The sequence below is a fragment of the Bifidobacterium asteroides genome (assembly GCF_003202695.1).
Classification (GTDB): domain Bacteria; phylum Actinomycetota; class Actinomycetes; order Actinomycetales; family Bifidobacteriaceae; genus Bombiscardovia; species Bombiscardovia asteroides_G.
In genome coordinates this window covers 264,154-288,568 of sequence record NZ_QGLL01000006.1, presented here as the reverse complement: position 1 = coordinate 288,568, position 24,415 = coordinate 264,154, and the positions used below count along the sequence as shown (strand labels likewise).

The window sequence follows — 24,415 nt, the reverse complement described above, 5'->3', positions numbered from 1 at the left end:
AAATGACTGGCATTCCGCCAAGGCGCATTTCGACGGTTTTCGTACCAACGGCTTTTGCTCCAATGATTCTTGTTCCCGGGACGCATGCAAACACGGGATAGCTGGTTCTTTCGGCGCGAGCGATGATGCCGACAAAATACCCGGCCCCTGCAATCGCGGTGCTCTGCGACGACCAGGTAGACGAGTTTGGTGGCAAGCAGGACCATTGCACCGAGTAATGGAATTGCCAGGACAAGCGGCATCATCCAAACCCCCATACCCAGACCAGCCACGCCTCCTCGAGACTCCCCCGCCGTCTTGGCCCAAACGCCACTCTTGACTGATCCCGCCATGGATCCGCCCATACCCCGGTCAAGGAGCCACGGGACTAGGAGAGCTACTAACCAAGCCAGACAGGCAGCCGGAAGCATACGAAGATTGCGGCTGCCGTTCTCCCGACTGGCTGCATTGTGAAATGCTGCATGACCAGCCGTCATTGCGCCACCAGATATGGGCGTAATCGAGCCAGCGTCTTGGCACCAATGCCAGGGACATCCAGGAGTTGGTCCACCGACGTGTAGCGGCCACCAATGGCGCGTCGATGCTCCAGTATTTTCGCAGCCGTGACTGGACCGATCCCCTTGACGTTCTCAAGATCCTGCTGACTGGCGCTGTTGAGATTCACGCGGCCCGCCTGATCGGCTGGTCCTGAGGGGTCACTAGAAGCCGGAGCAGTAGGGACATTATCGGCCTTCTCTGCATACTGGGTTGAGCCTGGGATTGGAGGGTCTGCCTGCTCACTGCCCACTTCACGGGGAGTGTTACGGCTGTGATCGTCTTCAGAGACACCCTTGCCGCGGCGTGCAGCACTGTTCATATCACGGTTCGCAGAAGCCGATGACCCTGCCCCTGGTTCATCAACTGCCACTTCTCCAGCCAGCGCTCGTCCCTGCTGAACCAGCAGGGTCAGACTGACGGCAAGAGCCGCCACCAGAATAAGAATAGCCGCCAAAGCCTGAAGCGGTGTAAACGACCAGACGGCCCGATCCCGTCGGACCGGGGACTCGGCCATGCCTTCGGCTGACCTCTCTGATTGAACAGATTGATTCAAGGCCAGGGCTTGCAGGGGCGGCGCCGGAGGCTGGGTGATGTTGATGCTCATAGGTCCAGCCTGACATGAAAAAGCCCCCCGATATGAGGTCGGGGGGTTATGTGGTCAAATGTCGTCACTCGTCCACAGCCTGGCTGAGGACAGAGTCAGGCTGGCACCACCGAAACGATCTTGGGTGCCTTGACGATGACCTTTCGCGGCTCCTTGCCGCCAAGCCGTTCCTGAACGGCAGGCAGGGCCAAGGCCATGGCCTTGAGCTGGTCGGGCGCGATGTCGGGGCTTACCTGAAGCTTGCCGCGAACCTTGCCCTTGACCTGGACAACGGCAGTAACCGTATCCTCGCCAAGATAGCGATCATCCCAGGACGGCCACTGGGCATGCGCCAGAGAATCCTTGTGACCCAGACGGCTCCACAGCTCCTCGCAGATATGGGGGGCGATAGGCGAGAGCATGAGCACCAAGGGCTCGATGGCTGCCCTAGGCGTCGGATTCAGCCCGGTCAGATGGTTGTTGAGCACGATCATCCTGGCGATGGCCGTGTTGGGGCGCATGGCCTCCATCTCCACTGTCACGTCATGAATGGTGGTATTGAGCAGCTTCAGAGTCTTCTGGTCGGGTTCGCCCTCATCCAGAACCACCATGCCGGTCTGCTCGTCCACCACGTTGCGCCAGAGCCGTTGCAGGAAACGCATGCCACCCACCACGTTGCGCGTGTTCCAGGGCCGGGACTCGTCCAGGGGTCCCATGCTCATTTCGTAGAGGCGGAAGGTGTCGGCCCCATAGGTCCGGTACATGTCGTCCGGAGTGATGATGTTCTTTAGACTCTTGCCCATCTTGCCGAACTCGCGGTTGACCGGCTGCCCCTGCCAGGTGTAGCTGACCTGGCCTCCCTCCTCATGGTCCTCCACTTCGGCGGCGGGCACGTATTGGCCTCGCTGGTCCGTATAGGCGTAGGCCTGGATCATCCCCTGGTTGAAGAGCTTATGGAAGGGCTCCTTGGACGAGACATAACCCAGATCGTAGAGGACCTTGTGCCAGAAGCGGGCATAGAGCAGGTGCAGGACTGCGTGCTCCACGCCGCCCACATAGAGGTCAACGCCGCCTGACTCCCCGGCCGTGGCGTTGTGCCTTGGCCCTAGCCAATAGTCATATTCTGACGGATCGACCATGTGCCGGTCGTCCCTGGGATCGATGTAGCGCATGTAGTACCAGCAGGAGCCTGCCCAATTGGGCATGGTGTTGGTATCCCGGTGGTAGACCTTGGGGCCGTCGCCCAGGTCCAGAGTCACATTCACCCAGTCCTGGTTTCGGCTCAGAGGAGCCTCAGGGCTGGACTGGGCATCTTCAGGGTCGAAGGTCTTGGGCGAGTAGTCGGGAACGTCCGGCAGGGCCACCGGCAGCTGGTCATCGGGCAGCAGGTGAGGCAGGCCCTGATCGTCGTAGACCACCGGGAAGGGCTCGCCCCAGTAGCGCTGCCTGGAGAAGAGCCAGTCGCGCAGCCGATAGGAAACGGTTCCATGGCCCACGCCGGCTGACTCCAGCCATTCAGTCACCTTTTCGATGGCTTGGTCAACCCGCAGACCGTCCAGGCTGAGCGGATCGCCAGCAGCCTGGGTGGCCTGGACCGAAGAGTTGGCCACAATGCCGTCATGAGAGATGAAAGGCGCCTTGCCCCGATAGTCTTCCAGTGTCTGGCCGGAATCAGCCAGCGGTCTGACAGTGTAGACGACGGGCAGCCCGTACTTGACAGCGAAATCGTAATCGCGCTGATCGCCGCCTGGCACAGCCATAATGGCACCCGTGCCGTAGTCCATCAGCACGTAGTCGGCGGTGAAGATAGGCAGCTTGGCCCCGGTAATGGGGTTGACCGCGTACAGCCCCGTAAACAGGCCGGTCTTGGCTCCGCCTTCGTCCACGCGATCCTTGGCGGTCTTGGCCTCGGCGGCCCTACGATAGGCCTGCACGCCCTCTGCTGGCTTGGCATAGCCGCCCTTCCACTGCTCAGGCACATCCTCAGGCCACTCCGGAGGCAGATGCTGCAGCAGATCGTGCTCTGGCGAAACCACTGCGAAAGTAGCACCGAAAAGCGTATCGGGACGGGTGGTATAGACCTCCATGGTCTGATCCCCGTCGGGACTGGGCACAGTGAAATCCACCGAAGCCCCATGCGACTCCCCGATCCAATTGCGCTGCATGCGCTTGACCTTTTCCGGCCAGTCCAGAATGTCCAGATCCTCCAGAAGCCGGTGCCCGTAGGCAGTGATGCGCATGGACCACTGCTTGAGCTCACGCTGGTAGACCGGGTAGTTGCCACGTTCGGAACGTCCTTCAGCGGTCACTTCCTCGTTGGCCAGGACCGTGCCCAGCCCGGGGCACCAGTTGACCGGCGAGCGCGAGATATAGGCCAGGCGGAAGTCGTTGAGCACCTCGGAGCGCTCGGCTTCGTCCAGATCCTCCCAAGAGGCATCGGAATGACCGGGAATTGGTCTGCTCCCCGATTTGAAAGCCTCGACTAGTTCGCTGATGGGCCTGGCTGATCCTGTCCCGCCGTCGGCACGGCGGTAGTCGGGGTCGTACCAGGACTCGTAGATGCGTGAGAAGATCCACTGGGTCCAGCGCACATAGTCGGTATCGATAGTCGCGAAGGAGCGGCGGTCGTCAAAACTGAGCCCCAGCCGGTGCAGCTGCCAGCGCATGTTGGCGATGTTCTGCTCGGTGGTGACCCGAGGGTGCTGACCGGTCTGGACAGCATACTGCTCGGCAGGCAGGCCAAAGGCGTCGTAGCCCATGGCATGCAGGACATTCTCGCCCTTCATCCGGTGATAGCGGCTGACCACGTCGGTGGCGATGTAACCCAGGGGGTGACCCACATGCAGGCCCTTGCCCGAAGGATAGGGAAACATGTCGATGACGAAGTAGGGACTGCGGCTTCCAGCATGCTTCCCCTGGGCATCGGTCAAATCGCCCTTGGTGTTGGCGGCCCAGAAGGTGCCCTCCTTGTCCCAGCGCTGCTGCCAACGCTCCTCGATGGTCTGAGCCATGGCGGCATCGTAGCGGAATTGCGGCTGATCGGATTCCTGGGTCTGCTGATGATCCCTGTCTTCATTCGCGTTCATATGGTGAATTATCGCCATTCACATGGACACGGCCGGTCCGATGTCCAACATCCGTTATCCTGGCTGGAGCCGTGATCAGCGATCCCCAGGCCGCAGGGTACGGCTGGCGGCATCGATAGAGAAGCCGATGGACCTGGAGGCACGATCCAGGGCGGCCTTGAAAGATCCGTCCTGCATCATGCTCTTTAAAGCCTGATCGATGACGTCCACCAGTTCCGGATCCCCGTGGGGCACGCCGATGCCATATCGTTCATGGGAGAAAGGCCTGCCGACCAGGCGCAGCTGACCGCCGCCGCGAACATGAGCCAGTCCGGCCAGAGCAAAGTCGTCGGCGCTGGCTGCATCCGTGTCCCCGCTGAGCAGGGCCGTGACGCACTCGGGGAACTCCTCCCGCTCCTGGACCAAGGCTTGAGGGGCCAGCGAGCGCACAAGAGCCCCGGAGGTGGACCCCGCAGCCACACAAACCCGTTTTTGAGCCAGATCCCCCACCCCTGCGATGTCATTCTGGGTGCGGCGAACCAGCAGATCCTGCCCCGTAGCCAGGTAGGGCCCCGCGAAATCCACCAGCTTCTGCCGTTCTTCGGTAATGGAGTAGCCGGCCACAACCATGTCCACCTGGCCTTGCTCAAGCATGCGCTCGCGGTCCGCAGGTCTCACCTGACGGAAGACGATCTGTGACTCGGCGTATCCAAGCTCGTGGACCACGTACTGGGCTACATCCACATCAAGTCCCTGGTACTGGCCGGATTGGGCGAATCCGAGCCCGGGCTGATCGAAGGAGATGCCCACGCTGATCTTGGGCCCGATGGAGCCCGCCCGGTAGCGATCCTCCTGGCGGCCGCACCCACTCATCGGCACTGCCAAAATCAATGCCGCCAGAGCCGCCGCAATCCTGCGTGCAAACATGATCGATCCCTACTTGAACATTCTCGAACGAGTCAGGAACCAGGTTACCAGGGCGGTCAGCAGGCCCGAAAGAATCACCACGACCGCGAAGCCCCAGGGCTTGTCGGTGAAAGGCATGCCGAACATGCCTTGGTTGAAGTTCATGCCATACATGGAAAAGATCAGCGTGGGCACCGACAGGCTGATGGAGATGATGGTGAAGATCCTCATGACATTGTTGACGTTGTTGGAGACGATGGAGGCGAAGGCATCGGTCATGTTTGAAAGCACGCTCGAGTAGATGTTGGCCATCTCGATGGCCTGCTTGTTCTCGGTGATCACGTCGCCCAGAAGGTCCTCGTCGTCCGGGTACCGTTTGATCCGCTCCAGCCCGGTCAGCTTCTCCAGGACGATCTCGTTTGACTTGAGACTGGTGGCGAAGTAGACCAAGGTCTTATTGAGCTCCAACAGCATGAGGATCTCTCGATTCTGCATGGAGTGACGCAGCTTGAGCTCCAGCCGGTCCGACTCGCGGTCGATGATGCGCAGGTAGCGCAGATAGAGGGTGGCGTTGCGGTAGAGAATCTGCAGGATAAAGCGGGACTTCATGAAAGTGTTGAATCCCCGGATGGTGCCCTCCATAAAAGGATGGAGCAGAACCGTGTCCTGCATGCAGACGGTAACGATCAGATCCTCGGTGACAATAATAGAAAGAGGAATGGTCTCGTAGTAGTCCCGACCGTCTCGTTCCTCGGCGCGGGGAATATCAACGATGACCATGGTGTACTCGTCTTCAACGTCCACACGTGAGCGCTCTTCATCGTCCAAGGGGGCACGCAGATCAGCCAGGTCTATACCCGTGGTCTGGGAGACGTTGGCCAGCTCGACATCGGTGGGCGCTGATAAGCATATCCATGAGCCCTTGGAAGCCCTGCCTATCTGCTCGATCTGCCCGTTCATGGTGCTGAATACTCTCATCATCGCCATCACCGCCTCTCGTGCTCGAACCTGGCCGACGTGTCTGGCCGAACCGATAGTAGCAGATAACCAGTTGCCGCCGTGCTCAATTTCGCAGGGTAGTCCCTGGTCATCCCCGCCATGGCCGCAGGACGGCGGGTCGGATCTTGGATGCGTCGAAGCGAAAATGCCCAGTGACGGGACGGTGACCCGGCGATCCCAGGTAGTCGTTCTCCCTGGCGCGCTGACCCATGTTGTGCAGAAGCAGGGGAACGCCCCGGCCGTCCCTTCTATCGGAAGCCATACCGATATGCCAAGAGGTGCCGAAAATGACGATGTCACCCTGCTGCCACTGGTCAGTCGCCGAAGTATCGTTGGTCAGACGCTGGGCATGCCGGGACAGGAATACGCCGAGGACGTTGGTGCGCCTGAAGTCGATATTCGGATCAGGACTACTGATGACTCCGGCATAGGCCCCAGGAGACGAGGCGATGTCGGCGTCGACCATAGCCTTCAGATCGTAGCCGGCCTGACGGAAGGCTCTCCAGATCTCATCGGTGCAGGCGCCTCGGTCATTGGGCGGGTAGCCGCCCTGATAGTAGCTGCTGTCATAACGAGGACGGCGGCGGGCCTCCTGATGGGCTCCACGCACCATGGCCGTGTAGTCGTCCACACCGTCATGGTCGTAGTCCACAGGCGAGGACAGAGGCGGATGGGCCGCAGTCTGCTCGGGAGAATACCCTGGAGGGCTGTGGGAAGCTGTCTTGCGTCCGTTTGCGGAGGAGCTTTCGGCTTGACTGCCGGAATTATTGTCTGAATGGCGAGCAGGCCCGCCACCCATCAGCCTGTCAGCCAAGGCCAAGGAGCCCTCCGCAATCAAGGCAAGCGCCAGCAGGACGGCTGCCCACCGTAGAACCACCGTTGGCCGATGGCCGCGGCCGCTGCGGTCTCGCTCTGTCAGCATGGCGGTTACCTCATCCGGTTGCGAAGAGGCCTGCCGTCCATGAACCGCCGAAGATTGTCCAGGCAGATTTCCAGAATCTTGTCCACGTTGGAGGCCAGGTGGGCTCCCCCAGCTACATGCGGAGTGAGCAAGCAGCGTGGCTGGCTCCAGAGCGGATGATTTTCCGGCAGGGGTTCCGGTTCGGTCACATCCAGGCCGGCGCCGAAAATATCTTCCTTATCCAAAGCTTGGGCCAGAGCCATGCAGTCCACGGCATCGCCCCTGCCCGCGTTGATCAGGACGGCGGTGGATTTCATCATTTCCAAGCGAGGGCCGTCGATGATGTGCCTGGTCTGCGGCGTTGAGGGCAGAGCCAAGGCCACCACATCCACGTCGGGCAACAGGGCATCCAGATCGTCAAAACCGGCCAGACGGTCGAATCCCTCCACAGGCTGGTCAGGATGGCGTCTGATGCCGATGGTCCGAGCGCCGACGGCCTTGGACAGACGGGCGAAAGAGGCTCCGATATCTCCCGTGCCCAAAACCAGAACCCGGCAGCCACGCGGCGAAAGAACTGCCCCACGAGGCTGCCAACGGCCCATGCGCTGATTGTCCCTGTATCCTGGCAGATCCTTCATTATGGTCCACATCATGGCGAACATGTGCTCGGAGACCGACTGCCCGTAGGCGCCGGAAGCACTGGTCAGCATGGCATCCGGGGACAGGACCCCTGGCTTCAGGTAGGCATCCACGCCCGCGCTGCTGGTCTGCAGCCAGACCAAGTTACGGCAGGCAGCGACCTGGTCGGTCGGCGGATTGCCCAGAATAATCGTGGCCTCTGATTGGCAGGACTGGGGTACGCCCATAGGCCACTGCATGCTCTGCCGCATGTCCGTGCCGACCATGAACACCTGACGAATGCCCGGGGCTGCCTGAAGGAATTCCTGCCGCTCTCCCTGATCCAAGGGCAGACAGTTAACAATGAGCTGGTCACCGGGATGGCCTCCGTCATGCTTTTCAATCTGCCCTCCGGCATTGTTTTTGCTTGCCATAGCCCACTGCCTTTCCGCTGACGCCGACCATCTTGGTCGCCCCTTGTCCTCATGCTAGCGCACTTGCAGGCTCAGGTATGGCTGAGGCCTATTCGAGGATAAAATCCATCAAATTGGCTCAAATCCCTGCAATTCCAGGGCAACACTCTAAGTTGCCCCATTTGCCGATCGCGGTGTACTATAAGCAAGGCTTCACCAAGCAAGATAAGTACGGGGCTATGGCGCAGCTGGTAGCGCGTCTCCATGGCATGGAGAAGGTCGGGGGTTCGAACCCCCCTAGCTCCACAGACAGGATTCCGAGGTCACCTCGGAATCCTTTTTGACATCCGGCACATTTGCCAATGCCACGGCCCTCTCTTGCTTCCTCATGCTTAGCCACAGCCAGTACAGGCCAGGATCATTGCCATACCTGTGTTTTCGCACAGTCAAACTGCCATCATTGACGAGGATCGATCTGTGAAAGCACCATGGCATGCGGCTTTCCAATCGTTTTTGGCATAGCCGCACCAAGGCAGCCTAGGCTCGCAATCCACGAGCAGTTGGTCATTATGACTGGCGACAGTGATACGGAGCAGCATTTTAGGCCGCAACTGTATGCAGATTGATAGTGATCCTGGGATTTCGGAAGGTCCAGGAGACTGCCAGCAGCACATGGACGCCTCTGCAAAGTCCGCCTACCTACGAAATGACCGGACGCATACAAGGCTGCAGTCCTCATGACTAACTCGTAAGATAGCAAAAAGGGCTCGGGTCGGATTGAGGTCAGATCCCCGCGGCTTCAGCGAGGCAGAACAGCCTGCTGCCAGACCTGAATCATGCGCGAATTATCCACGCCAGTGCAGAGCTCCACCTCACACGATTCGACATCACTGCCAGGCTGGTCACTATTCCTGTCAGCCAATGACAGCTTGCCGCTGTCGGCAAGATTCACCCGTGCAGGACGCAGAGAAACCAGCTCCCTTTCAGCCAGCGCCAATACGGATACCAGGTCATGAAGCCACATGCCATCAACCGGTCGAGTTCGACTGCTGTATGTCAGCCACGGTCTCAACCAGTCGTTCATCGAGTTCTTCCATGGCGCCTTGCTCGCATCGGCCTCGTCGATCATACGATCCCAGCATCGCTGGCTTAGATGCGTGGTCCTGGTCACATCGAGCGGGACCAAGGTGATGGGAATGCCGGATTCCAGCACCCGCCGGGCTGCCACCGGATCGACGGCGAAGTTGGTGTCCACTTCATCGCCAAAACCGAGGGCACCGCCCATGATGCTGACCCTCTCGATATGGCCAACAACCTGCGGCTCATCCCTGATCAACCTGGCTATGTTGGTAAGTGGTCCTATGGCGGCAACGGACACCGGACCGCTGCAAGCAAGCACATCCTGCGCAAGCTGATCAGACCCGGAAACCTCCGGGACAGCGGATGCCATATCTGGGCTTGATGCATGGAACCCTGCCCGCGCTCCCACGGCATTTCTCCATACTTCTGGCGCCTCAGGGCTGCTGGCCGCATTCAGCCTCTTGGTCAGCCAAGGCTGGCGTGATCCCTGCAGCGGGCCGTCCGCCCCTCGACGGACAGGAACATCCATGCGTCCCATGGATCTCAGCAAGGCCTCTGCACTGGAATAACCAAGATCGGATGTGGTGTTGCCGAACACGGTCCATATTGCTCTGGTCTTGAGCTTTTCGGAACGCAAGGCATAGGCAATGGCCAGGGCATCATCGACGTTGGCTCCAGGCACACCATTGCCCGGGTCACAGTCGACGATAATGTTGACTGTATCTTCCATTTCTGTTTTCACACCTCATTTTGGCTGCATCCACAGCTACGGCCTATGACCAGCTGTGGAGCTGCCGGAATTGTGTCTAAGCCAGTGCGGACAGGAGCATCCGAACAATTCGTTGCAGCGACGGAAGTCTCGCAGCCCTCTGGTTTGTCGTCTTCTTCATCGCCATTGTCCTGATAGGAGCCGTCCGGTTTCAGCAGCACTTTGGCAATCTTGTCTGCTATCTCACCCTCAGACAGCTGGACGGCTGTCAGTGACGGGATCAAATATGCGGATTGGTCCGTCCCATTCATCGCCGCCAAAGCCACATCATCGGGCACCTTTTTACCGCGCTGGGCCATGCCTGCCAGGAAACCCATGGCCTGAAGCTCATTCGAAGCAAAGACAGCCTCAACCTGATCGTCGACCAGCTCCGCCGCCTCGTATCCTCCCTGGCAGGTGTAGGGAACGAAAATCTCCTGCCCCGGCTCAAGGCCGGATTCACGTATGGCCCTCTTCCACCCACGGATTCTTTCCCGCGAGTTGAGACGCTCCCGAGGGCCGGCAATGATGGCCAGCCGCCGATAGCCATGCTCTATCAGATGGGCTGTGGCCATCCAGGCCTCTTCGCTTTCGTCAAGGCCCAACCGAACTCGGCGCCCTGCAGAGAGGCTCAGATCCTGTCCTTCCGGCTGGTTGAGCATAACCACGGTCCCCGGGTAGGTTTCGAGGGCATCCATGGGAAGAGGCTGGTCCACGCCATACCAAACCAGACCAGAGACCTGCTGACGTTGGAAGGATTCCAAGAGCTCCATCTGGCGACTGGGGTTATCGCTGGAATCGCCGACCAGGAGGGTCTTGCCCAGGGAGAAAAGCTTGTGTTCCAAAGCCTTGGTCATCTGAGCCAGGAAGGGATTGGCGAGGTCTGTCACCAGCAGGGCGTAGGTATCGCTGGTCCCGTTGGCCAGCGACTTGGCGATATTATTAGGCACATAGCCGGTTCGCCTGATGGCCTCTAAGACCTTGCGCCTGGTCTGCTCGGAGACTGGACGTGGACCATGATTGATCACATAGCTCACCACAGCGGATGAGGTACCCGCTTCCTTGGCCACATCATCCCTTGTCGGACGCCTTGTCACCATGCCCCTCCTTGCAACTGGTCTCCTATCAGATTACCGATTCAATGGAGATTCATCAGATTGCATCGTCAACCAAGGTCAGGTCTCTTCCACGGGTCTCGGGAGCGAAGAATGTCGTTATCAGACCGATCGCCGCCATCAGGCAGTAGTAGACAGCCAAGGGCACCCAGGAGCTGAAGGCCGCGAGCAGCGCTGAGGCGACCATCGGAGCTGTGCCGCCGGAGAGGATGGAACCAAGTTCCTTGGCGACTGCCATCCGGGAATACCTGTGCTGAATGCCGAAGAGCTCAACTCCATAGGCTGCTTGGACCCCAAAGATGCCCAGCGAAGCCACACCCATGCCGACGATGATCACCAGGCTGACAACAATGGTGTTCTTCGACTGCAGGAGGGCAAAGGCCGGGAAGGCGTAAAGGACCAGAAGCAGGCAGAAGACGCGATAGACAATCCTGCGGCCGAACCGGTCTGAAAGCCATCCGGAGAAGGGGATGATCAGGAAGCCCAGCAAAGAGGCAATCAGCACGGCTGTGGTCGGCACTGACTTGTTCACGCCTAGTGTGACCACATATCCGATAAAGAAGCTCTGTGAAAGATACGAGGGGCCGTTCTCTCCTATACGCAGACCAAGCATGACGAAGAAGGCCTTCCAGCCACCCTCGGACTTCTTCTCCTGCTTGCCTGCGGCAGCCAGGATAGCCTCTTCCTTCTTCCTATTGGCCTGGTAGGAACGAAATGCCGGCGTCTCCTGCATGGAGCGACGCAGGTAGACAGCGAAAAGCGCAATCAGGATCGAGACCAGGAAGGGAATCCTCCACCCCCAGGTGATCAGGCTGTCGTGTGGCAAAAGCAGAACCAGGAGCCAGACGGCAGAAGCCAGCAGAGTGCCCGAATTGGATCCGATCCCAATCAATGAGGAAACCAGGCCGCGATGGTTGACAGGGGAATACTCGGCGAGCATCACTGCTCCGCCTGACAGTTCGGCCCCAGCGCCGAATCCCTGGCATACGCGACAAAGTATCAAGAGAATGGGCGAAAGAATGCCCACCATTTGGTACGTAGGCAAAAGTCCCAGGGCTGTAGTCGACAGACCCATCAGCATGACCGTGAAGACCATGATGAACTTACGTCCGCGCTTATCGCCTATCTTGCCCAGAACAAAGGCTCCGACAGGCCTGGCTAGAAAGCCGACCGCATAAGTCGCGAATGAGGAAAGCAGAGCGATGACCGGCGTTTGCCCAGGAAAGAAGATATCTCCAAAGACCAGCCCTGAAGCCAGACCGTACAAGGCAAAGTCAACATATTCCATGGTTGTGCCCAACCATACAGCCACGATATTGGTCCAGAAGCTCTTCCTGCCCTCCTTGGTGCGGAAGTTGACATCAGCTGCCTGCTCCTGTTGATCAGCCGCTTCGGAATCTGACCTGGATCGCTGATTCACAGGTTCGGGTTCTTCTCTCTTGGTCCGGTTCGCTCCCATTTATGCCTCCTTGCAAAGGATTGCTACGAAATAACTGCGTATACCGTAGTTCTACCCGCGTAGATAGGAAAGCGACATATTTCGCATTCCAATTACTTATATGACAGAATTCTACGCGCGTAGTTTTTCTTGTCAAATTCAGATCTTTGCTGTCTTATATACATGCAAACAAACAGAATGCGGTTCATAGGCGCATAAGGCGGACTTCCGATCACTGATCACACCCTGCCTAATGACTGCTTAATCAGTCATAGCAAGCCCATATCCATAGCCCTGGCCGAACGCAGCAAAAGCAGCAGTCAGAGTGATCGATGAGTTCCAACGAAAGCAAGCTTCCAGTATTCGGAGGCAACGCATGCCCAAGCAACCATCCTGGTTCGTTTTACCCAATGAGGGTACCTGCTCAATGCTTCTGTGATCACTACAGATGCACTACATGGCAAAAGACCGATATGGACCTTATACTTCATGGCGAATTGTGCTTATCATGCTGACTGGACTTATTGCATCGATAATTTTCATTCAGAGTAAGATAATCCTGAACTAAAACACTGCCAAGATCTTTATAGGAAGGCTTGCACAGCAATGAGCACGATTGAGGAAGGCGCCCTTGGCGCACTGACTGGGCTTTCCTTGGGGGATGCGCTGGGCATGCCCACGCAGAGCATGAGTCCAGCAGCCATACATGAGACCTATGGCAGGGTCGATACCCTTCGTGATGCTATTGCGGATCAGCCCATCGCACCTGGCATGCCTGCGGGCTCTGTGACTGATGACACCGAGCAGACGCTGATCGTAGCGGATCTGATCATCAAGGGCAGAGGACGCATCGATTCAGAACAGTTCGCCAAGCGCCTTCTCGCCTGGGAGGACGACATGAAGTCGCGCGGATCGCTCGATTTGCTGGGGCCCTCCACCAAGCTGGCTTTGGAACAAGTTCGCCGTGGCGCAGATATCACGACTACAGGAAGAACCGGCACCACCAATGGTGCCGCCATGCGAGTCACCCCGGTAGGGATAGCCAACAGTCCCGAAGACATCAGACGACTGGCCAGTCGTATCTACGAGTCCTGCCGAGTCACGCATGATACGACTGCAGGATTCCAAAGCGCCGCGCTCATCGCTACGACAGTCAGTCTTGGACTTGAGGGAATGACCGTTCGCCAGGCTCTGAGCGAGTCCCTGCGCCTAGTGCCCGCTATGGCAGCGCCTGGGGCTTGGACTCCCAAGGCATCGGTTCCCGCTCGTGCCCGCCAGGCAATGCGGTTGTCCGAGGAATTCAGCGATGAGGACGACTTCGAGCACCACCTCATTGAAGACTGCGGCACCTCTGTCGAGTCCAATGAGTCTGTGGCGGCCGCCTTTGCCCTGGCCTGGAGGTTCGCCGACGATCCTCAATCGGCTCTGTTGACCGCAGTCAACCTTGGCGGCGATACGGACACCATCGCTGCAATGACCGGAGCAATGACCGGCGCGTGCACCGGTCCAGAAGCCTTTGACCGTGCACTTTGCTCCCAAGTGGCTTCGATATCTCACCTCGACCTGCAGAAAACCGCCCGTAGTCTGATTGCCCTAAGGGAGCAAAACGCAAACTGATACGGCTGAATCCGTCAGAAATACAACAGTGTAAAATTCAGTCAACCCAGAAGACCATGGGGCATACCTAGAACACTCCACCGGGTCGACCGGACAGTTCACCAGTACATCTTGAGTCAAAGGAGACAATCCATGTCAACTGCACGAAAAGAGGGCACCATCCTCTCCAGGGTTGAGCAAAGGGGCATTGAACCCGTGCCTGAGGACCAGCGGAACGGATCGCCCGGTCAGCTTTTCTGGGTCTGGTTCGCTGCCAATATTTCGATCCTGGGGATCCCTCTGGGAGCAACCCTGATTGCCCAAGGCCTCAACCTCTGGCAAGCCGTGCTCGCCACAACCATCGGAGCCTTTGGATCCTTCGCACTTGTCGGGATAATCTCCATAGCCGGCAGAAGAGGAGGGGCTCCGACGCTGACCCTGTCTCGGGCCATTTTCGGCGTCAGAGGCAATGCAGGCCCCACCCTGGTAGCCCTGCTGTCCAGACTGGGATGGGAGACGGTGAATACGATGACCGGCGCTTTTGCGCTGCTTTCCCTCATCGCCATCATCTTCGGCACTTCAGCTGATGCCAAGCGCTCCCCTGTCCTGACCTTCGTCTGCATTGCCGTCTTCGTAGCTTTGACCGTGGTAGTCTCCGCCGCCGGTCACGCCTTCATTCTCACTGTGCAGAAGTGGGCCACCTGGATATTCGGAGCTCTTACCCTCTTGGTCGCCATCTATCTGGCCTCGACCGTCGACTGGTCTTCCTTCATCGGCAATGCCCCCGGATCAGCCAGCGCCTTCCTTATCGGTGTAGGCACCATAGCCGCGGGGACAGGCATCGGCTGGGTCAACTCCGGTGCAGACATGGCCCGTTACCAGAAGACCTCAGTGAAATCCAGCTCTCTGATCCTGACTGCAGCGGCCGGTGCAGGCATCCCCCTGGTGGTCGTTATCGGTCTGGGCTCGGTCCTGACAGCAGGCAACTCCACCATTGCCTCCGCCGCCGATCCGGTCGCTGCGGTTCGAAGCGCTCTGCCTGCTTGGGTTTCGATCCCCTACCTGATTGCCGCATTTGCAGGATTGCTTATGTCAAACAACCTCTCCGTGTATTCGGCTGGTCTGACCACCATCACCCTGGGAATCAGAATTCCTCGCGTCTATGCGGTTGTCGTCGATGTGGTGGTGACCACCTGCGGAGCCCTGTACTTTACGCTGGGTTCCGACGGATTCTACGGCCCCTTTGTCACTTTTATCTCCCTTTTGGCAGTGCCGTTGAGCACCTGGGCAGGCATCTTCCTGTCAGATATGATCTTCCGCAAGCGCTACGATTCGGACGGCCTTCTGAACCTTCAAGCCGATTCCCCCTACTGGTACTGGCACGGAGTCAACCTCCCAGCCATCATCAGCTGGCTGGTGGGGATAGTCGTCGGCTTTTTGTTCGTGACGGCCCAGGTCTCCAAGAACGAGGTCTGGTTCTCAGGACCGCTGGCCGGCAGCTTCCTGGGCAGGAACGGCCTGGCTTGGCTGATCTCCCTGCTCCTAGGAGGAATCCTCTACGCCATTTTGCACCTTCTCTCCAAGGATTCTGCGGCTGTGAGAAGCAACGGCAATGACTGAATACAATCTGACCACCAGAGAAGCAAGGATCCTCCATCTGGGTCAGGTGGTTGTTGACCTGAGCATGGACATCGACCACCTCCCGGAACGCGGAGGCGATATTTTCGCCAGGCGAAGCGCCATAAAGGTCGGCGGTGGATACAACGTAATCTACGCAGCCAGGCAGATGGGAGCGCCTATAGCCTATATGGGGGCGATTGGCACAGGTCCAATGGCAGACATGGCCCGCCGAACCCTTGCCGCCTTGCAGGTTCCCGCTGAGGGACCTGTTCTGGATGATTGTGATACCGGATATTCGGTCGCCATGATCGAGCCTTCGGGTGAACGCACTTTTGTTTCAGCAAGGGGAGCAGAGACCCGCATACCGGAGGGAACCTACGAAAGCATGAATCTGGTTTCCGGTGATGTCATCTATCTGAGTGGGTATTCGTTCTGTCACAGGGACAATACCCGTAGTCTGCTCGGTTTCGCCGAAAGACACCAAAATGAAGGATTCCCCGTGCTCTTCGATGCGGGACCTATGGTAGCTGATATTGAACTGGATGTGCTTAAAGCTGTCAACAGCATGCATCCGATCTGGTCGCTGAATGAACGTGAGGGACCAATGCTGGCGGAACGTCTGAGGTGCCGGTCCCACGTTCGTGATGAGGCCGAGCTGGAATCCACCTGCCGCTCCCTTTCGCTGAAACTGGACAGTCCGGTGGTTCTCCGGGCCGGAGCCCGTGGTGCATGGTACTGCCAACCCAAGGATGCAATGCAGAGCATGCATATTCCCACCCCACAGATCCATGCCATAGACACCAACGGTGCAGGCGATGCCCACTCGGGCGCCCTGTGCGCGGGCATCTTCCAAGGCCTGCCCATGCAGGAGGCGCTGATACTGGCCAACTGCGCAGGAGCGCTTTCCACTACGCAGCAAGGCCCAGCCACATGCCCAAGTGAGGAAGCCATACGAAAGGCTGCTGCCTCACTGCAAGGGTAACCAGTGCAACCAGAAAAATACAAGCGGCCGCCGACTTCATGCCGACGACCGCTTGCCCGCCAAAGAGGATATATCAGAGAAAAAGATCAGAGCTGCTTACCCAGCTGATCGGCTGCGCGCAGGGCGTGTGCCACATCAGTGGGGGTCACTTCGAAGGGCATGTTGCCCATGGTCTCGTCAGGACCGCACGCATGCTCCCCGACCTTGAGCAGATCCGCATCGCTGGCCTGTCCAATGCCGATCTGCTCCAGGGAGGTAGGCAGACCCACGCTGCGGAAGAAATCGTAGACCATACGGGTCTCCTCCAGAGAGCGGTCCTCAAGAACCAGCTGGACCAGAGTGCCGAAGGCCACCTTTTCGCCATGCAGCATGGAATGCGTGCCCTTCAGGGCGGTCATACCGTCATGGATTGCATGGGCCGCAGCCAGTCCGGAGCTCTCGAAGCCCAGACCGCTCAGCAGGGTGTTCGCCTCGATGATCTTCTCCAGGGCGGCTGTGCGCACACCGGCCTGTGCCGCGGCCACGGCCTTGACCCCATCCTCCAGCAGGGTATCGCGGCAGAGACGGGCCAGGGCGAAGGCGGCCATGGTGGCGTGGCCCCCGGTCATGGTCACAGCGTTCGACTGCACGCAAGCGGCTGCCTCATAGTAGGTCGCGAAGGCATCGCCCAGTCCTGATACCAGGAAGCGCACCGGAGCCTTAGCGATGACATCGGTATCCATAAGAACCACGTTGGGATTGGCAGGTAAAGGCAGATAACGGTCAAAGACACCCTCGGGAGTGTAGAGCACTGAAAGCCTTGAGCAGGGGGCATCCGACGAGGCTGCCGTGGGCACAATCATGACAGGCAAGTGGGCGAAGTAGGCCACGGCCTTGGCGGCATCCAAGGTCTTGCCGCCGCCGATGCCGATCACAGCGTCGCTGTCCGCCAAATGGGCTCGATGACGGTCGATCTCCTCCATAGAGCACTCGCCGCCGAATTTCATCAGTTCATAGGGGATCCCATCGCGCTCAAAGGAGACGACGATGTCGTCGTGGTAGAGCCCGTCGATGACCGGGTCGACGATCAGATGGGCGCCCTTGGTGCCCAGAGCCGCGTATTCACCGGCCAGCTTTCCCATGGCGCCCTCCTGCTGAACATAGGAGCCGGGAGAGCACAGAACCTTGCGCATATACACACCTTTCTCATTGCTGATCCCGCCTTCGGGACCAGGTGCCTGGGAACGAGCCTCTTGGCCCGCCTGAAAGTGACCCTAGTCACATTACATGGTGGGATGGGTGCGCCGCGCCGAGCAGCCAATCAGTTATGAGGCGAGGGGTTGGTCGTGCTCGTCGGCGACGACTGTGGCGTGGAAGCCGTGCTTGAGGGGCTGGGCGTGGAGCCTGTCGCGTCGGCAGACGGCGAAGGCGTGCTCGTGGGATTTCGTCCCTGCTGCTGCCCCTGCCCGGATCCTTGATCGTTCCCCTGATTCTGATTCGTTCCTGAAGGCTGATTCTGAGGGGCACTCGGGGTCGCCTGGTCTTCTGGCTCCTCGGTGCGCCACCCGGGCTTGGAAGGGGTCTCTTCCTCCTGGCTGGGAGTTACCTGGCTGGTCGATGGACTGACCACGTTCCGAACGACCTTGTCGGTGCCTTCACCTTTGGTCAGAGCATTGATGACCAGTGCAGACAGCAGCACGGCCACCAGAGCGCTGACCACCGAGACGATGATGACGTTGCGGCGGCGCCGATCCAGCTTCTTCCTGCTGGTTGCTGCAATGGGAGCTGCATGGGTTCGGGGACCATTGCTGGATGAGATGGTCCTGCCCGTCTTGGCAGCGGATTCCTTGTCAGTGCCATGCATGACCTTGGTCGGGCCATCGACAGGAGGCATGACCTGTGTAGATCCATCTACTGGAGCTATGACACGGGTCGATCCGTCGGCAACATCGCTGGAATTGTCCGAATGACGCCTCCCCTGAGCCGGCATGGCAGTGGTCTGTCCATCGTCGGCTGAATCGGCATCCGAGTCAGTTTCGGAGCCGTCATCGTCCTGGTCGGCACTGCCTGTTACGGACTCCTGCAACTTCTGGCCAGAGGCTTCCAAAACATTCTTGTAGATCTGCGAAGCCACGGCAGAGACAATGGAACCAATGGCCACGCCAATGATGGATCCCGCCACGCCGATCTTGGCGGCCAGCCAGAAGGAGGTCATGGCTGCAAGAGCGCCGGCAACGATCTGCGCCCAGGAAATGTCATGAAAGAACTGCTTCACTCCGACCCCTTTTAATCCAACGGCTGGTGGCTGCGTTCTTATGGTAGCTGGTCGTCATGGCGATCCTGTGATGGTCGGCCGACCCCACAATAACTTCAGTCGGTCTGGACCAGCCCCCGCGGATCGTCCCAGTCTCCCCGCATGGCGATGGCCGGACCACGATTGTAGTCGATCATGGACCAGCGCAGACCGCCGTCTGGCAGATCTCGCGGCATCAATCGGGCCCAGTGGGCATTCCGCATGGTGACCAGGCCCAAGTATTCGGGATATTCACTGGCCATGCCCAGCAGAGCCTGGAGGGCCTGCGCTATGAAGGACCCATGGGAGAAGACCATAAGATCCGTGTCCGGACCGGCACGATGGATCCAACGGCTCAGGGTCTCCAAACCGCGTCTGCCCACCTGAGCCTTGGTCTCGGCACCGTGAAGGAGCTCTCCCCCGCCGCCTCGGGACCAGGACTCGTAGTCCTCGGGCCAGCGTTGACGAACCTCTTCGGCGCTGGCTCCCTCCCACTCGCCGAAGCTGCGTTCGCGCAGCCCGGGATCAAGATGAACCGGCTGCCCTAGGGGATCAGCAAAAGCATGAGCGGTGGCTGCAGCACGACCCAGATCAGAGGAGACCACCAGCAGGTGACGGTCGCCAGGAACACCATCCACATACTCCGCTCGCAGCTCCTCGCCGGTCCTCTCCACCTGCCAGCGACCAACGCTGTTGAGCGGAATGTCGATCTGTCCCTGCATTCGGTGCCCTGCATTGTATGAGGTCTGCCCATGCCGGACCACGGTCATGGAGCGCACATGCCGTCCACCCTCGGCGGCGATAGCCGAGTCAGTCATGGCTTTTTTCCTGAAGGTCAGTGAAACGGCTGCGCAGATCGTTCCCATTCAGATCATCTGCCTTGGAGGCCAACTGGCCATCCGAGTCATCATCAGCAAGAGTGAAGGGGTGCTCCAGCTGCAGGTCCACTTGGGGGCAGTCCTTCCAGAGCCGCTCCAGATCATAGTAGGCGCGGGCTTGCTTGTGCATGATATGAATGACGAAGTCACCGTAGTCCAATAGAACCCACTGGGCCTCCTGTACGCCCTCGCGCGAGCGAGGATCCAAATTCTTCTGCAGATGGAGCTGTTTCTCCACCTCCTCTGCAATGGCCAGGACCTGACGCTCGTTGCTGCCGGTTGCCACCATGAAGATGTCGGTGATGGCGATAGGCTGTGAGACGTCGAAAGCCACGATGTCCATGGCTTTGACATCGTTAGCGGCCCGGGCGGCCACTCGAATCGCGTCGATGGATTCCTGCAATGCTGGCACTTGTCACGCCTTTCCTTGTTGTCAAGCAGATGCTGTCATGGTTACCGCTCCCAGGCGGGCTTCCACTCCGGAACCTGATGCTGGTCATTGGTGGAGTAGACCATGGCCCCATCCTCGACCGGATGACGGATGACTGATCCGGCCCCAGTGGTGACCCCGTCGCCCACTTGAACGGGGGCTACGAAGAGGTTCCCAGCACCTACGTGCACCTCAGACCCTATCTCGGTGCGGTTCTTGTGCACACCGTCGTAGTTGGCCGTGATGGACCCGCCCCCCACGTTGCTGTCATGGCCTATGTGGGCATCCCCCACGTAGGAAAGATGGGGCACCTTGGTCCCGTGGTCGATGGTGGCTTTCTTCATTTCCACGAAGGCCCCGGCCTTGGTGTCCTCGGCAAGCACGTTGCCAGCCCTCAGATAGGTCCAGGGGCCGATGTTGGCACGGGCTCCGATCCTGGTCTCCTGCACACGGGAACGCTCAACCTTGGCCTGCGGCTCGACGATGGCATCGATCAAGGTGGCATAGGGTCCGATGACTGCGTCCGAGGCTATCTCGGTATGCCCCTGCAGGAAGCATCCAGGCAGAATGACGGCATCCTGCTGGATAACCACATCGTCCTCGATCCAGGTGGTGGACGGGTCCAGAATGGTCACCCCCTGGCGCATAAACTCATGGCAGACCCGAAGATTATGGGCCTTAGCCAACTCAGCCAACTGAATCCTATCGTTGACGCCTTCGACCTTGAGCGGGTCAGGAGCTGCATAGGCCCCGACCCTGCCTAGACGGCGGGCCATCTCCAGGGCGTCGGTCAGATAGAACTCCCGCTGGGCATTGCTGTCGTCCAGACCGCGAACCGCTTGTCGTAGCAGGTCCGCTTCGAAGACATAAACGGAGGTGTTGACTTCCTTGACGGCCAGTTCAGTGCCGGTGGCGTCACGCTGTTCGACAATGCGCAGAACCCGTCCATCCTGGTCACGAATGATGCGGCCGTACCCGGTGGGGTCTTCCAAATTGACCGTCAGCACCGTGGCCCCGTCACCTGAGCTCACATGGTAGTCAAGCAGACTATGCAGCGTATCCGTGTCCAGCAGGGGCATGTCCGAGGCCACGATCAGCACCTGGCCGTCGTGCCTGAGCTCCCCATCCAGCTGGTCTACAGCGCACTGGACAGCACGTCCCGTACCTGGTCTGCTGTCCTGGCGCACGATGTGCACCTGGGGATCATAGGACCTTGCAGCCTGTGCCACCAGGTCAGCCTGATGATGCACTACTACGGCCGTCAGCTCAGGATTCAAGGCAGTCACCGAAGTCATGACCCTCTGCAGGAAAGTCTTGCCGGCCAGCGTATGCAGAACCTTAGGATGGGCAGAGCGCATACGAGTGCCCTCGCCTGCTGCCAGAATGATGCCAGCGGTCAGCGTCTGCCCGCCGTTCAAAACTCCACCACCCCGCTATCTGCAATGCCGATAAGATCCTGAATGGAATCCACCACCTGGTCAGGCCGGAAGGGGAAGGTCTCCACCTCAGGACGGGTGGTGATGCCGGTCAGCACCAGGAAGGTGTTCAGACCAGCCTCGACTCCAGCCACCACATCGGTATCCATACGGTCACCGATCATGGCCGTGGTCTCGGAGTGGCCGCCCACCCTGTTCAGAGCCGTACGGAACATGATCGGATTGGGCTTGCCCACAAAGTAGGGTTCGCGATTAGTGGCCTTGGTTACCAGAGCCGCCACAGCGCCTGCCGCAGGCAGAACGCCATTCTCGCTGGGACCGGTGGCATCCGGGTTGGTGCAGATGAAGCGGGCCCCGCCCAGAATCAGGCGGATGGCCGTAGTGATGGCCTCGAAAGAATAGGTCCTGGTCTCGCCCAGAATCACATAGTCGGGATTGATGTCAGAGAGAATAAATCCAGCCTCATGCAGGGCTGTGGTCAGCCCCGCCTCGCCGATCACATAGGCCGACCCTCGCGGAATGGTCCGTGACACGAAGTCAGCAGTAGCAAGGGCGGATGTCCAGATCCGGTCCTCGGGCACGTCAATGCCTGAACGCCCAAGGCGAGCCGAAAGATCACGCGGGGTATAAATGGGATTGTTGGTCAGCACCAGATACTGACGGTTATTGCGCTTGAGCGTGTCGATGAATTCGGCAGCACCGGGCAGGGCCGTGTTCTCGTGCACCAGCACGCCGTCCATGTCGGTGAGCCAGGTTTCGATCTTCTTGACTGCCAAGACAGTTCCTTTCGGTTGGTCACCGACCCCAAGGAGGCCGTCTCCGACCGGAATCGGCGAGCGTAAGCTCCCCCACCTGGATTCGAACCAAGACTAAGGGTTCCAAAGACCCGTGTGCTGCCTTTACACCATGGGGGAAAGACGGAGCTCTAAGGCCCCGCCAGGTTTATTATGCCACAGCCGGACGATTACGCCACGCCATGCCGGGCAGGCAAGGCTTTAGGCGAAGAGGAAGCCCTGGCCGTGATGGGCTGGGTAGGTATCGAAGAGCCGAGCCACTGAACCATCCTCGAAGACTGCTTTGATGGCCGAGGCCAGCAACGGTGCGATGGACAGCACAGTCAGGCCGTCCCAGCGCTTATCCTGGGGAATCGGGACCGTGTCAGTCAGAATGACCTCCTTGGCCTTGCAGGACCTGAGCCGCTCCACGGCGGGTCCAGACATGACGCCATGGGTGGCCACGATGGTGATGGAGTTGGCGCCAGCCTCATCCAGCACATTGCAGGCTTCGGCAATGGTGCCGCCAGTGTCGATCAGGTCGTCCACCAGCACGCAATCCAGGCCGCGTACGTCGCCCACTACGCGATGAGCCACAGCCTTGTTGGGCTGAGTGATGTCACGAGTCTTGTGGATGAAGGCCAGGGGCACGCCCCCTAGGCGCTGGGCCCACTGCTCAGCCACCCGGATGCGGCCTGCATCAGGAGAGACTACAGCCACCTTGGACAGATCCATCCTGTCACGCACATAGTCCACCAGAACAGGCATGGCGATCAAATGGTCCACAGGACCATCGAAGAAGCCCTGGGACTGGGCAGCGTGCAGGTCGACCGACATGATTCGATCCGCACCGGCCGCCTTGAGCAAGTCGAACATGAGTCGGCAGGAGATGGGCTCGCGGCCCAGGTGCTTCTTGTCCTGACGGGAGTAGCCCAGGAGTGGACAGACTGCGGTAATGGAGCGCGCAGAGGCCCTCTTGAGGGCATCGATCATGATCAACTGTTCCATGATGGACTTGTTGACCGGGTCGGAATGGGTCTGCAAAACGAAGACATCGGCTCCACGCACCGACTCCGTATAACGCACATACATCTCGCCGTTGGCAAAGTCGTATGCTGTCGTCTCCAGGACGTCAATGCCGAGTTGATCGGCCACGTCCGCCGCGAGTCTGGGATGGGTCCGGCCTGTGACAAGTATGAGATTTTTTCCTGGTCTGCCTTTGAGTATCGCGCTCACCATATCTCCAAACGTTGTTTTCGCTGAAGCGGACAAACTCCATAATAATGGCGCGCGCTGACACAGCAGGGCAGTCCGTGTTGGCGAGTCCGATGGTATGCGAAGCTCAGGAGGCCGAGCGGTAGAGTCCGTGTTTGTTGATGTACTGCACCACCCCGTCCGGGACCAGATACCAGACGGGCATGCCTCGAGCCGAACGACGGCGCACATCAGTGGACGAGATGGACAGGGCCGGAATCTCCAGGGTATCAACTCGTTGGGCGGGCACCTGAAGATCACGTAGACTTGATGAATAGCCGGGACGGGAAACGGCTACGAACTTGGCCAGATCCCACATCGTGTTGGCATCCTTCCAGCGCATGATCTCGGCCACAGCATCCGCCCCGGTGATGAAGAAGAGGTCGCTGTCGGGACGCATCCGCTTGATGTCACGCAGAGTATCCACTGTGTAGGTGATGCCAGGGCGCTCGATATCCACCCGGGAGACCGTGAACTTGGGGTTGGAGGCCGTGGCGATCACGGTCATCAGATAGCGGTCCTCAGCATTGGTCACTGTTTTGTTCAGCTTGAATGCCGGGCGGCCGGTGGGCACAAAGACGACCTCATCCAGGTCATAGACCCAGGCCACCTCCGAGGCAGCGACCAAGTGTCCGTTATGAATTGGGTCGAAGGTGCCGCCCATGATTCCCACCCGAGGTCGCCGGTTATGGTGGGCAGGCCTAGAGACACCATCAATATCTGATGGATCCTGCCCGGATTCCCCCTCCTTGGACAGTTCAGACATCATCC

At 59.2% G+C, this 24,415-nt stretch carries 20 protein-coding genes and 2 tRNA genes; 4 read left to right on the top strand and 18 right to left on the bottom strand.

Annotation, left to right across the window (positions count from 1 at the left end; genetic code table 11):
- Positions 1-472: 472 nt before the first annotated feature.
- The 6 genes from DKK75_RS03170 to DKK75_RS03145 all read right to left on the bottom strand — a co-directional run bounded on the left by DKK75_RS03170 (position 473) and on the right by DKK75_RS03145 (position 8,043).
- Positions 473-1,141: a ComEA family DNA-binding protein gene (locus DKK75_RS03170; protein WP_110452007.1), complete on the bottom strand. Its 669-nt coding sequence runs from the start codon at positions 1,139-1,141 to the stop codon at positions 473-475.
- 95 nt (positions 1,142-1,236) lie between these two features.
- On the bottom strand, positions 1,237-4,206 hold the full coding sequence (leuS, locus tag DKK75_RS03165) for a leucine--tRNA ligase (protein ID WP_110452006.1): 2,970 nt from the start codon (positions 4,204-4,206) through the stop codon (positions 1,237-1,239).
- 75 nt (positions 4,207-4,281) lie between these two features.
- Entirely contained in the window at positions 4,282-5,112 is an 831-nt protein-coding gene (locus tag DKK75_RS03160; RefSeq protein ID WP_110452005.1) for a glutamate ABC transporter substrate-binding protein, read from the bottom strand.
- Positions 5,113-5,121: 9 nt separating this feature from the next.
- Positions 5,122-6,072 (bottom strand): magnesium transporter CorA family protein, encoded by a 951-nt coding sequence (locus DKK75_RS03155; protein ID WP_110452004.1) that lies wholly within the window; start codon positions 6,070-6,072, stop codon positions 5,122-5,124.
- 106 nt (positions 6,073-6,178) lie between these two features.
- Positions 6,179-7,012: a DUF1287 domain-containing protein gene (locus tag DKK75_RS03150; protein WP_110452003.1), complete on the bottom strand. Its 834-nt coding sequence runs from the start codon at positions 7,010-7,012 to the stop codon at positions 6,179-6,181.
- A gap of 5 nt (positions 7,013-7,017) precedes the next feature.
- Positions 7,018-8,043 (bottom strand): D-2-hydroxyacid dehydrogenase, encoded by a 1,026-nt coding sequence (locus DKK75_RS03145; protein WP_110452002.1) that lies wholly within the window; start codon positions 8,041-8,043, stop codon positions 7,018-7,020.
- Between the two features lie 212 nt (positions 8,044-8,255).
- On the opposite strand from DKK75_RS03145, the gene DKK75_RS03140 reads away from it, so the two are divergent.
- A tRNA-Ala gene (locus tag DKK75_RS03140) sits at positions 8,256-8,328 on the top strand.
- A gap of 493 nt (positions 8,329-8,821) precedes the next feature.
- On the opposite strand, the gene DKK75_RS03135 is transcribed toward DKK75_RS03140, so the two are convergent.
- The 3 genes from DKK75_RS03135 to DKK75_RS03125 are packed head-to-tail and all read right to left on the bottom strand — an operon-like array spanning position 8,822 to position 12,424.
- On the bottom strand, positions 8,822-9,832 hold the full coding sequence (locus DKK75_RS03135; protein ID WP_110452001.1) for a nucleoside hydrolase: 1,011 nt from the start codon (positions 9,830-9,832) through the stop codon (positions 8,822-8,824).
- An 8-nt stretch (positions 9,833-9,840) separates the two neighbouring features.
- A complete protein-coding gene (locus DKK75_RS03130) occupies positions 9,841-10,950 on the bottom strand; it encodes a LacI family DNA-binding transcriptional regulator (RefSeq protein ID WP_110452000.1) in 1,110 nt (369 codons plus the stop codon).
- Positions 10,951-11,002: 52 nt separating this feature from the next.
- The gene (locus DKK75_RS03125; protein ID WP_110451999.1) at positions 11,003-12,424 is read right to left on the bottom strand and encodes an MFS transporter; all 1,422 of its coding nucleotides are present in this window, start codon (positions 12,422-12,424) and stop codon (positions 11,003-11,005) included.
- Between the two features lie 585 nt (positions 12,425-13,009).
- Here DKK75_RS03125 and DKK75_RS03120 point away from each other — a divergent pair.
- The 3 genes from DKK75_RS03120 to DKK75_RS03110 all read left to right on the top strand — a co-directional run bounded on the left by DKK75_RS03120 (position 13,010) and on the right by DKK75_RS03110 (position 16,601).
- A complete protein-coding gene (locus tag DKK75_RS03120; RefSeq protein WP_110451998.1) occupies positions 13,010-14,020 on the top strand; it encodes an ADP-ribosylglycohydrolase family protein in 1,011 nt (336 codons plus the stop codon).
- Between the two features lie 132 nt (positions 14,021-14,152).
- Positions 14,153-15,619, top strand: a complete 1,467-nt coding sequence (locus DKK75_RS03115; RefSeq protein WP_110451997.1) for a purine-cytosine permease family protein — start codon at positions 14,153-14,155, stop codon at positions 15,617-15,619.
- On the top strand, positions 15,612-16,601 hold the full coding sequence (locus tag DKK75_RS03110; RefSeq protein WP_110451996.1) for a PfkB family carbohydrate kinase: 990 nt from the start codon (positions 15,612-15,614) through the stop codon (positions 16,599-16,601). The genes DKK75_RS03115 and DKK75_RS03110 overlap by 8 nt, the downstream gene beginning before the upstream one ends.
- A gap of 86 nt (positions 16,602-16,687) precedes the next feature.
- On the opposite strand, the gene DKK75_RS03105 is transcribed toward DKK75_RS03110, so the two are convergent.
- The 9 genes from DKK75_RS03105 to nadD all read right to left on the bottom strand — a co-directional run bounded on the left by DKK75_RS03105 (position 16,688) and on the right by nadD (position 24,413).
- The gene (locus DKK75_RS03105) at positions 16,688-17,773 is read right to left on the bottom strand and encodes a glycerol dehydrogenase (RefSeq protein WP_110451995.1); all 1,086 of its coding nucleotides are present in this window, start codon (positions 17,771-17,773) and stop codon (positions 16,688-16,690) included.
- Between the two features lie 128 nt (positions 17,774-17,901).
- Positions 17,902-18,855, bottom strand: coding sequence for a hypothetical protein (locus tag DKK75_RS03100; protein ID WP_110451994.1), 954 nt, complete (start codon positions 18,853-18,855; stop codon positions 17,902-17,904).
- Between the two features lie 95 nt (positions 18,856-18,950).
- Entirely contained in the window at positions 18,951-19,691 is a 741-nt protein-coding gene (locus DKK75_RS03095; RefSeq protein WP_181414436.1) for a histidine phosphatase family protein, read from the bottom strand.
- Positions 19,684-20,163 carry a ribosome silencing factor gene (rsfS, locus tag DKK75_RS03090; protein ID WP_110451993.1) on the bottom strand — a complete coding sequence of 160 codons (480 nt, stop codon included), beginning with the start codon at positions 20,161-20,163 and terminating at the stop codon, positions 19,684-19,686. The genes DKK75_RS03095 and rsfS overlap by 8 nt, the downstream gene beginning before the upstream one ends.
- Positions 20,164-20,204: 41 nt before the next feature.
- Positions 20,205-21,581 carry a bifunctional UDP-N-acetylglucosamine diphosphorylase/glucosamine-1-phosphate N-acetyltransferase GlmU gene (glmU, locus tag DKK75_RS03085; RefSeq protein ID WP_258333157.1) on the bottom strand — a complete coding sequence of 459 codons (1,377 nt, stop codon included), beginning with the start codon at positions 21,579-21,581 and terminating at the stop codon, positions 20,205-20,207.
- A gap of 14 nt (positions 21,582-21,595) precedes the next feature.
- On the bottom strand, positions 21,596-22,393 hold the full coding sequence (locus tag DKK75_RS03080) for an HAD-IIA family hydrolase (RefSeq protein ID WP_110451991.1): 798 nt from the start codon (positions 22,391-22,393) through the stop codon (positions 21,596-21,598).
- Positions 22,394-22,460: 67 nt separating this feature from the next.
- Positions 22,461-22,531: transfer RNA gene (locus DKK75_RS03075), tRNA-Gln, on the bottom strand.
- Positions 22,532-22,612: 81 nt separating this feature from the next.
- The gene (locus tag DKK75_RS03070) at positions 22,613-23,629 is read right to left on the bottom strand and encodes a ribose-phosphate diphosphokinase (RefSeq protein WP_110451990.1); all 1,017 of its coding nucleotides are present in this window, start codon (positions 23,627-23,629) and stop codon (positions 22,613-22,615) included.
- A gap of 103 nt (positions 23,630-23,732) precedes the next feature.
- Positions 23,733-24,413 carry a nicotinate-nucleotide adenylyltransferase gene (gene nadD, locus DKK75_RS03065; RefSeq protein ID WP_110451989.1) on the bottom strand — a complete coding sequence of 227 codons (681 nt, stop codon included), beginning with the start codon at positions 24,411-24,413 and terminating at the stop codon, positions 23,733-23,735.
- Positions 24,414-24,415: the final 2 nt, after the last annotated feature.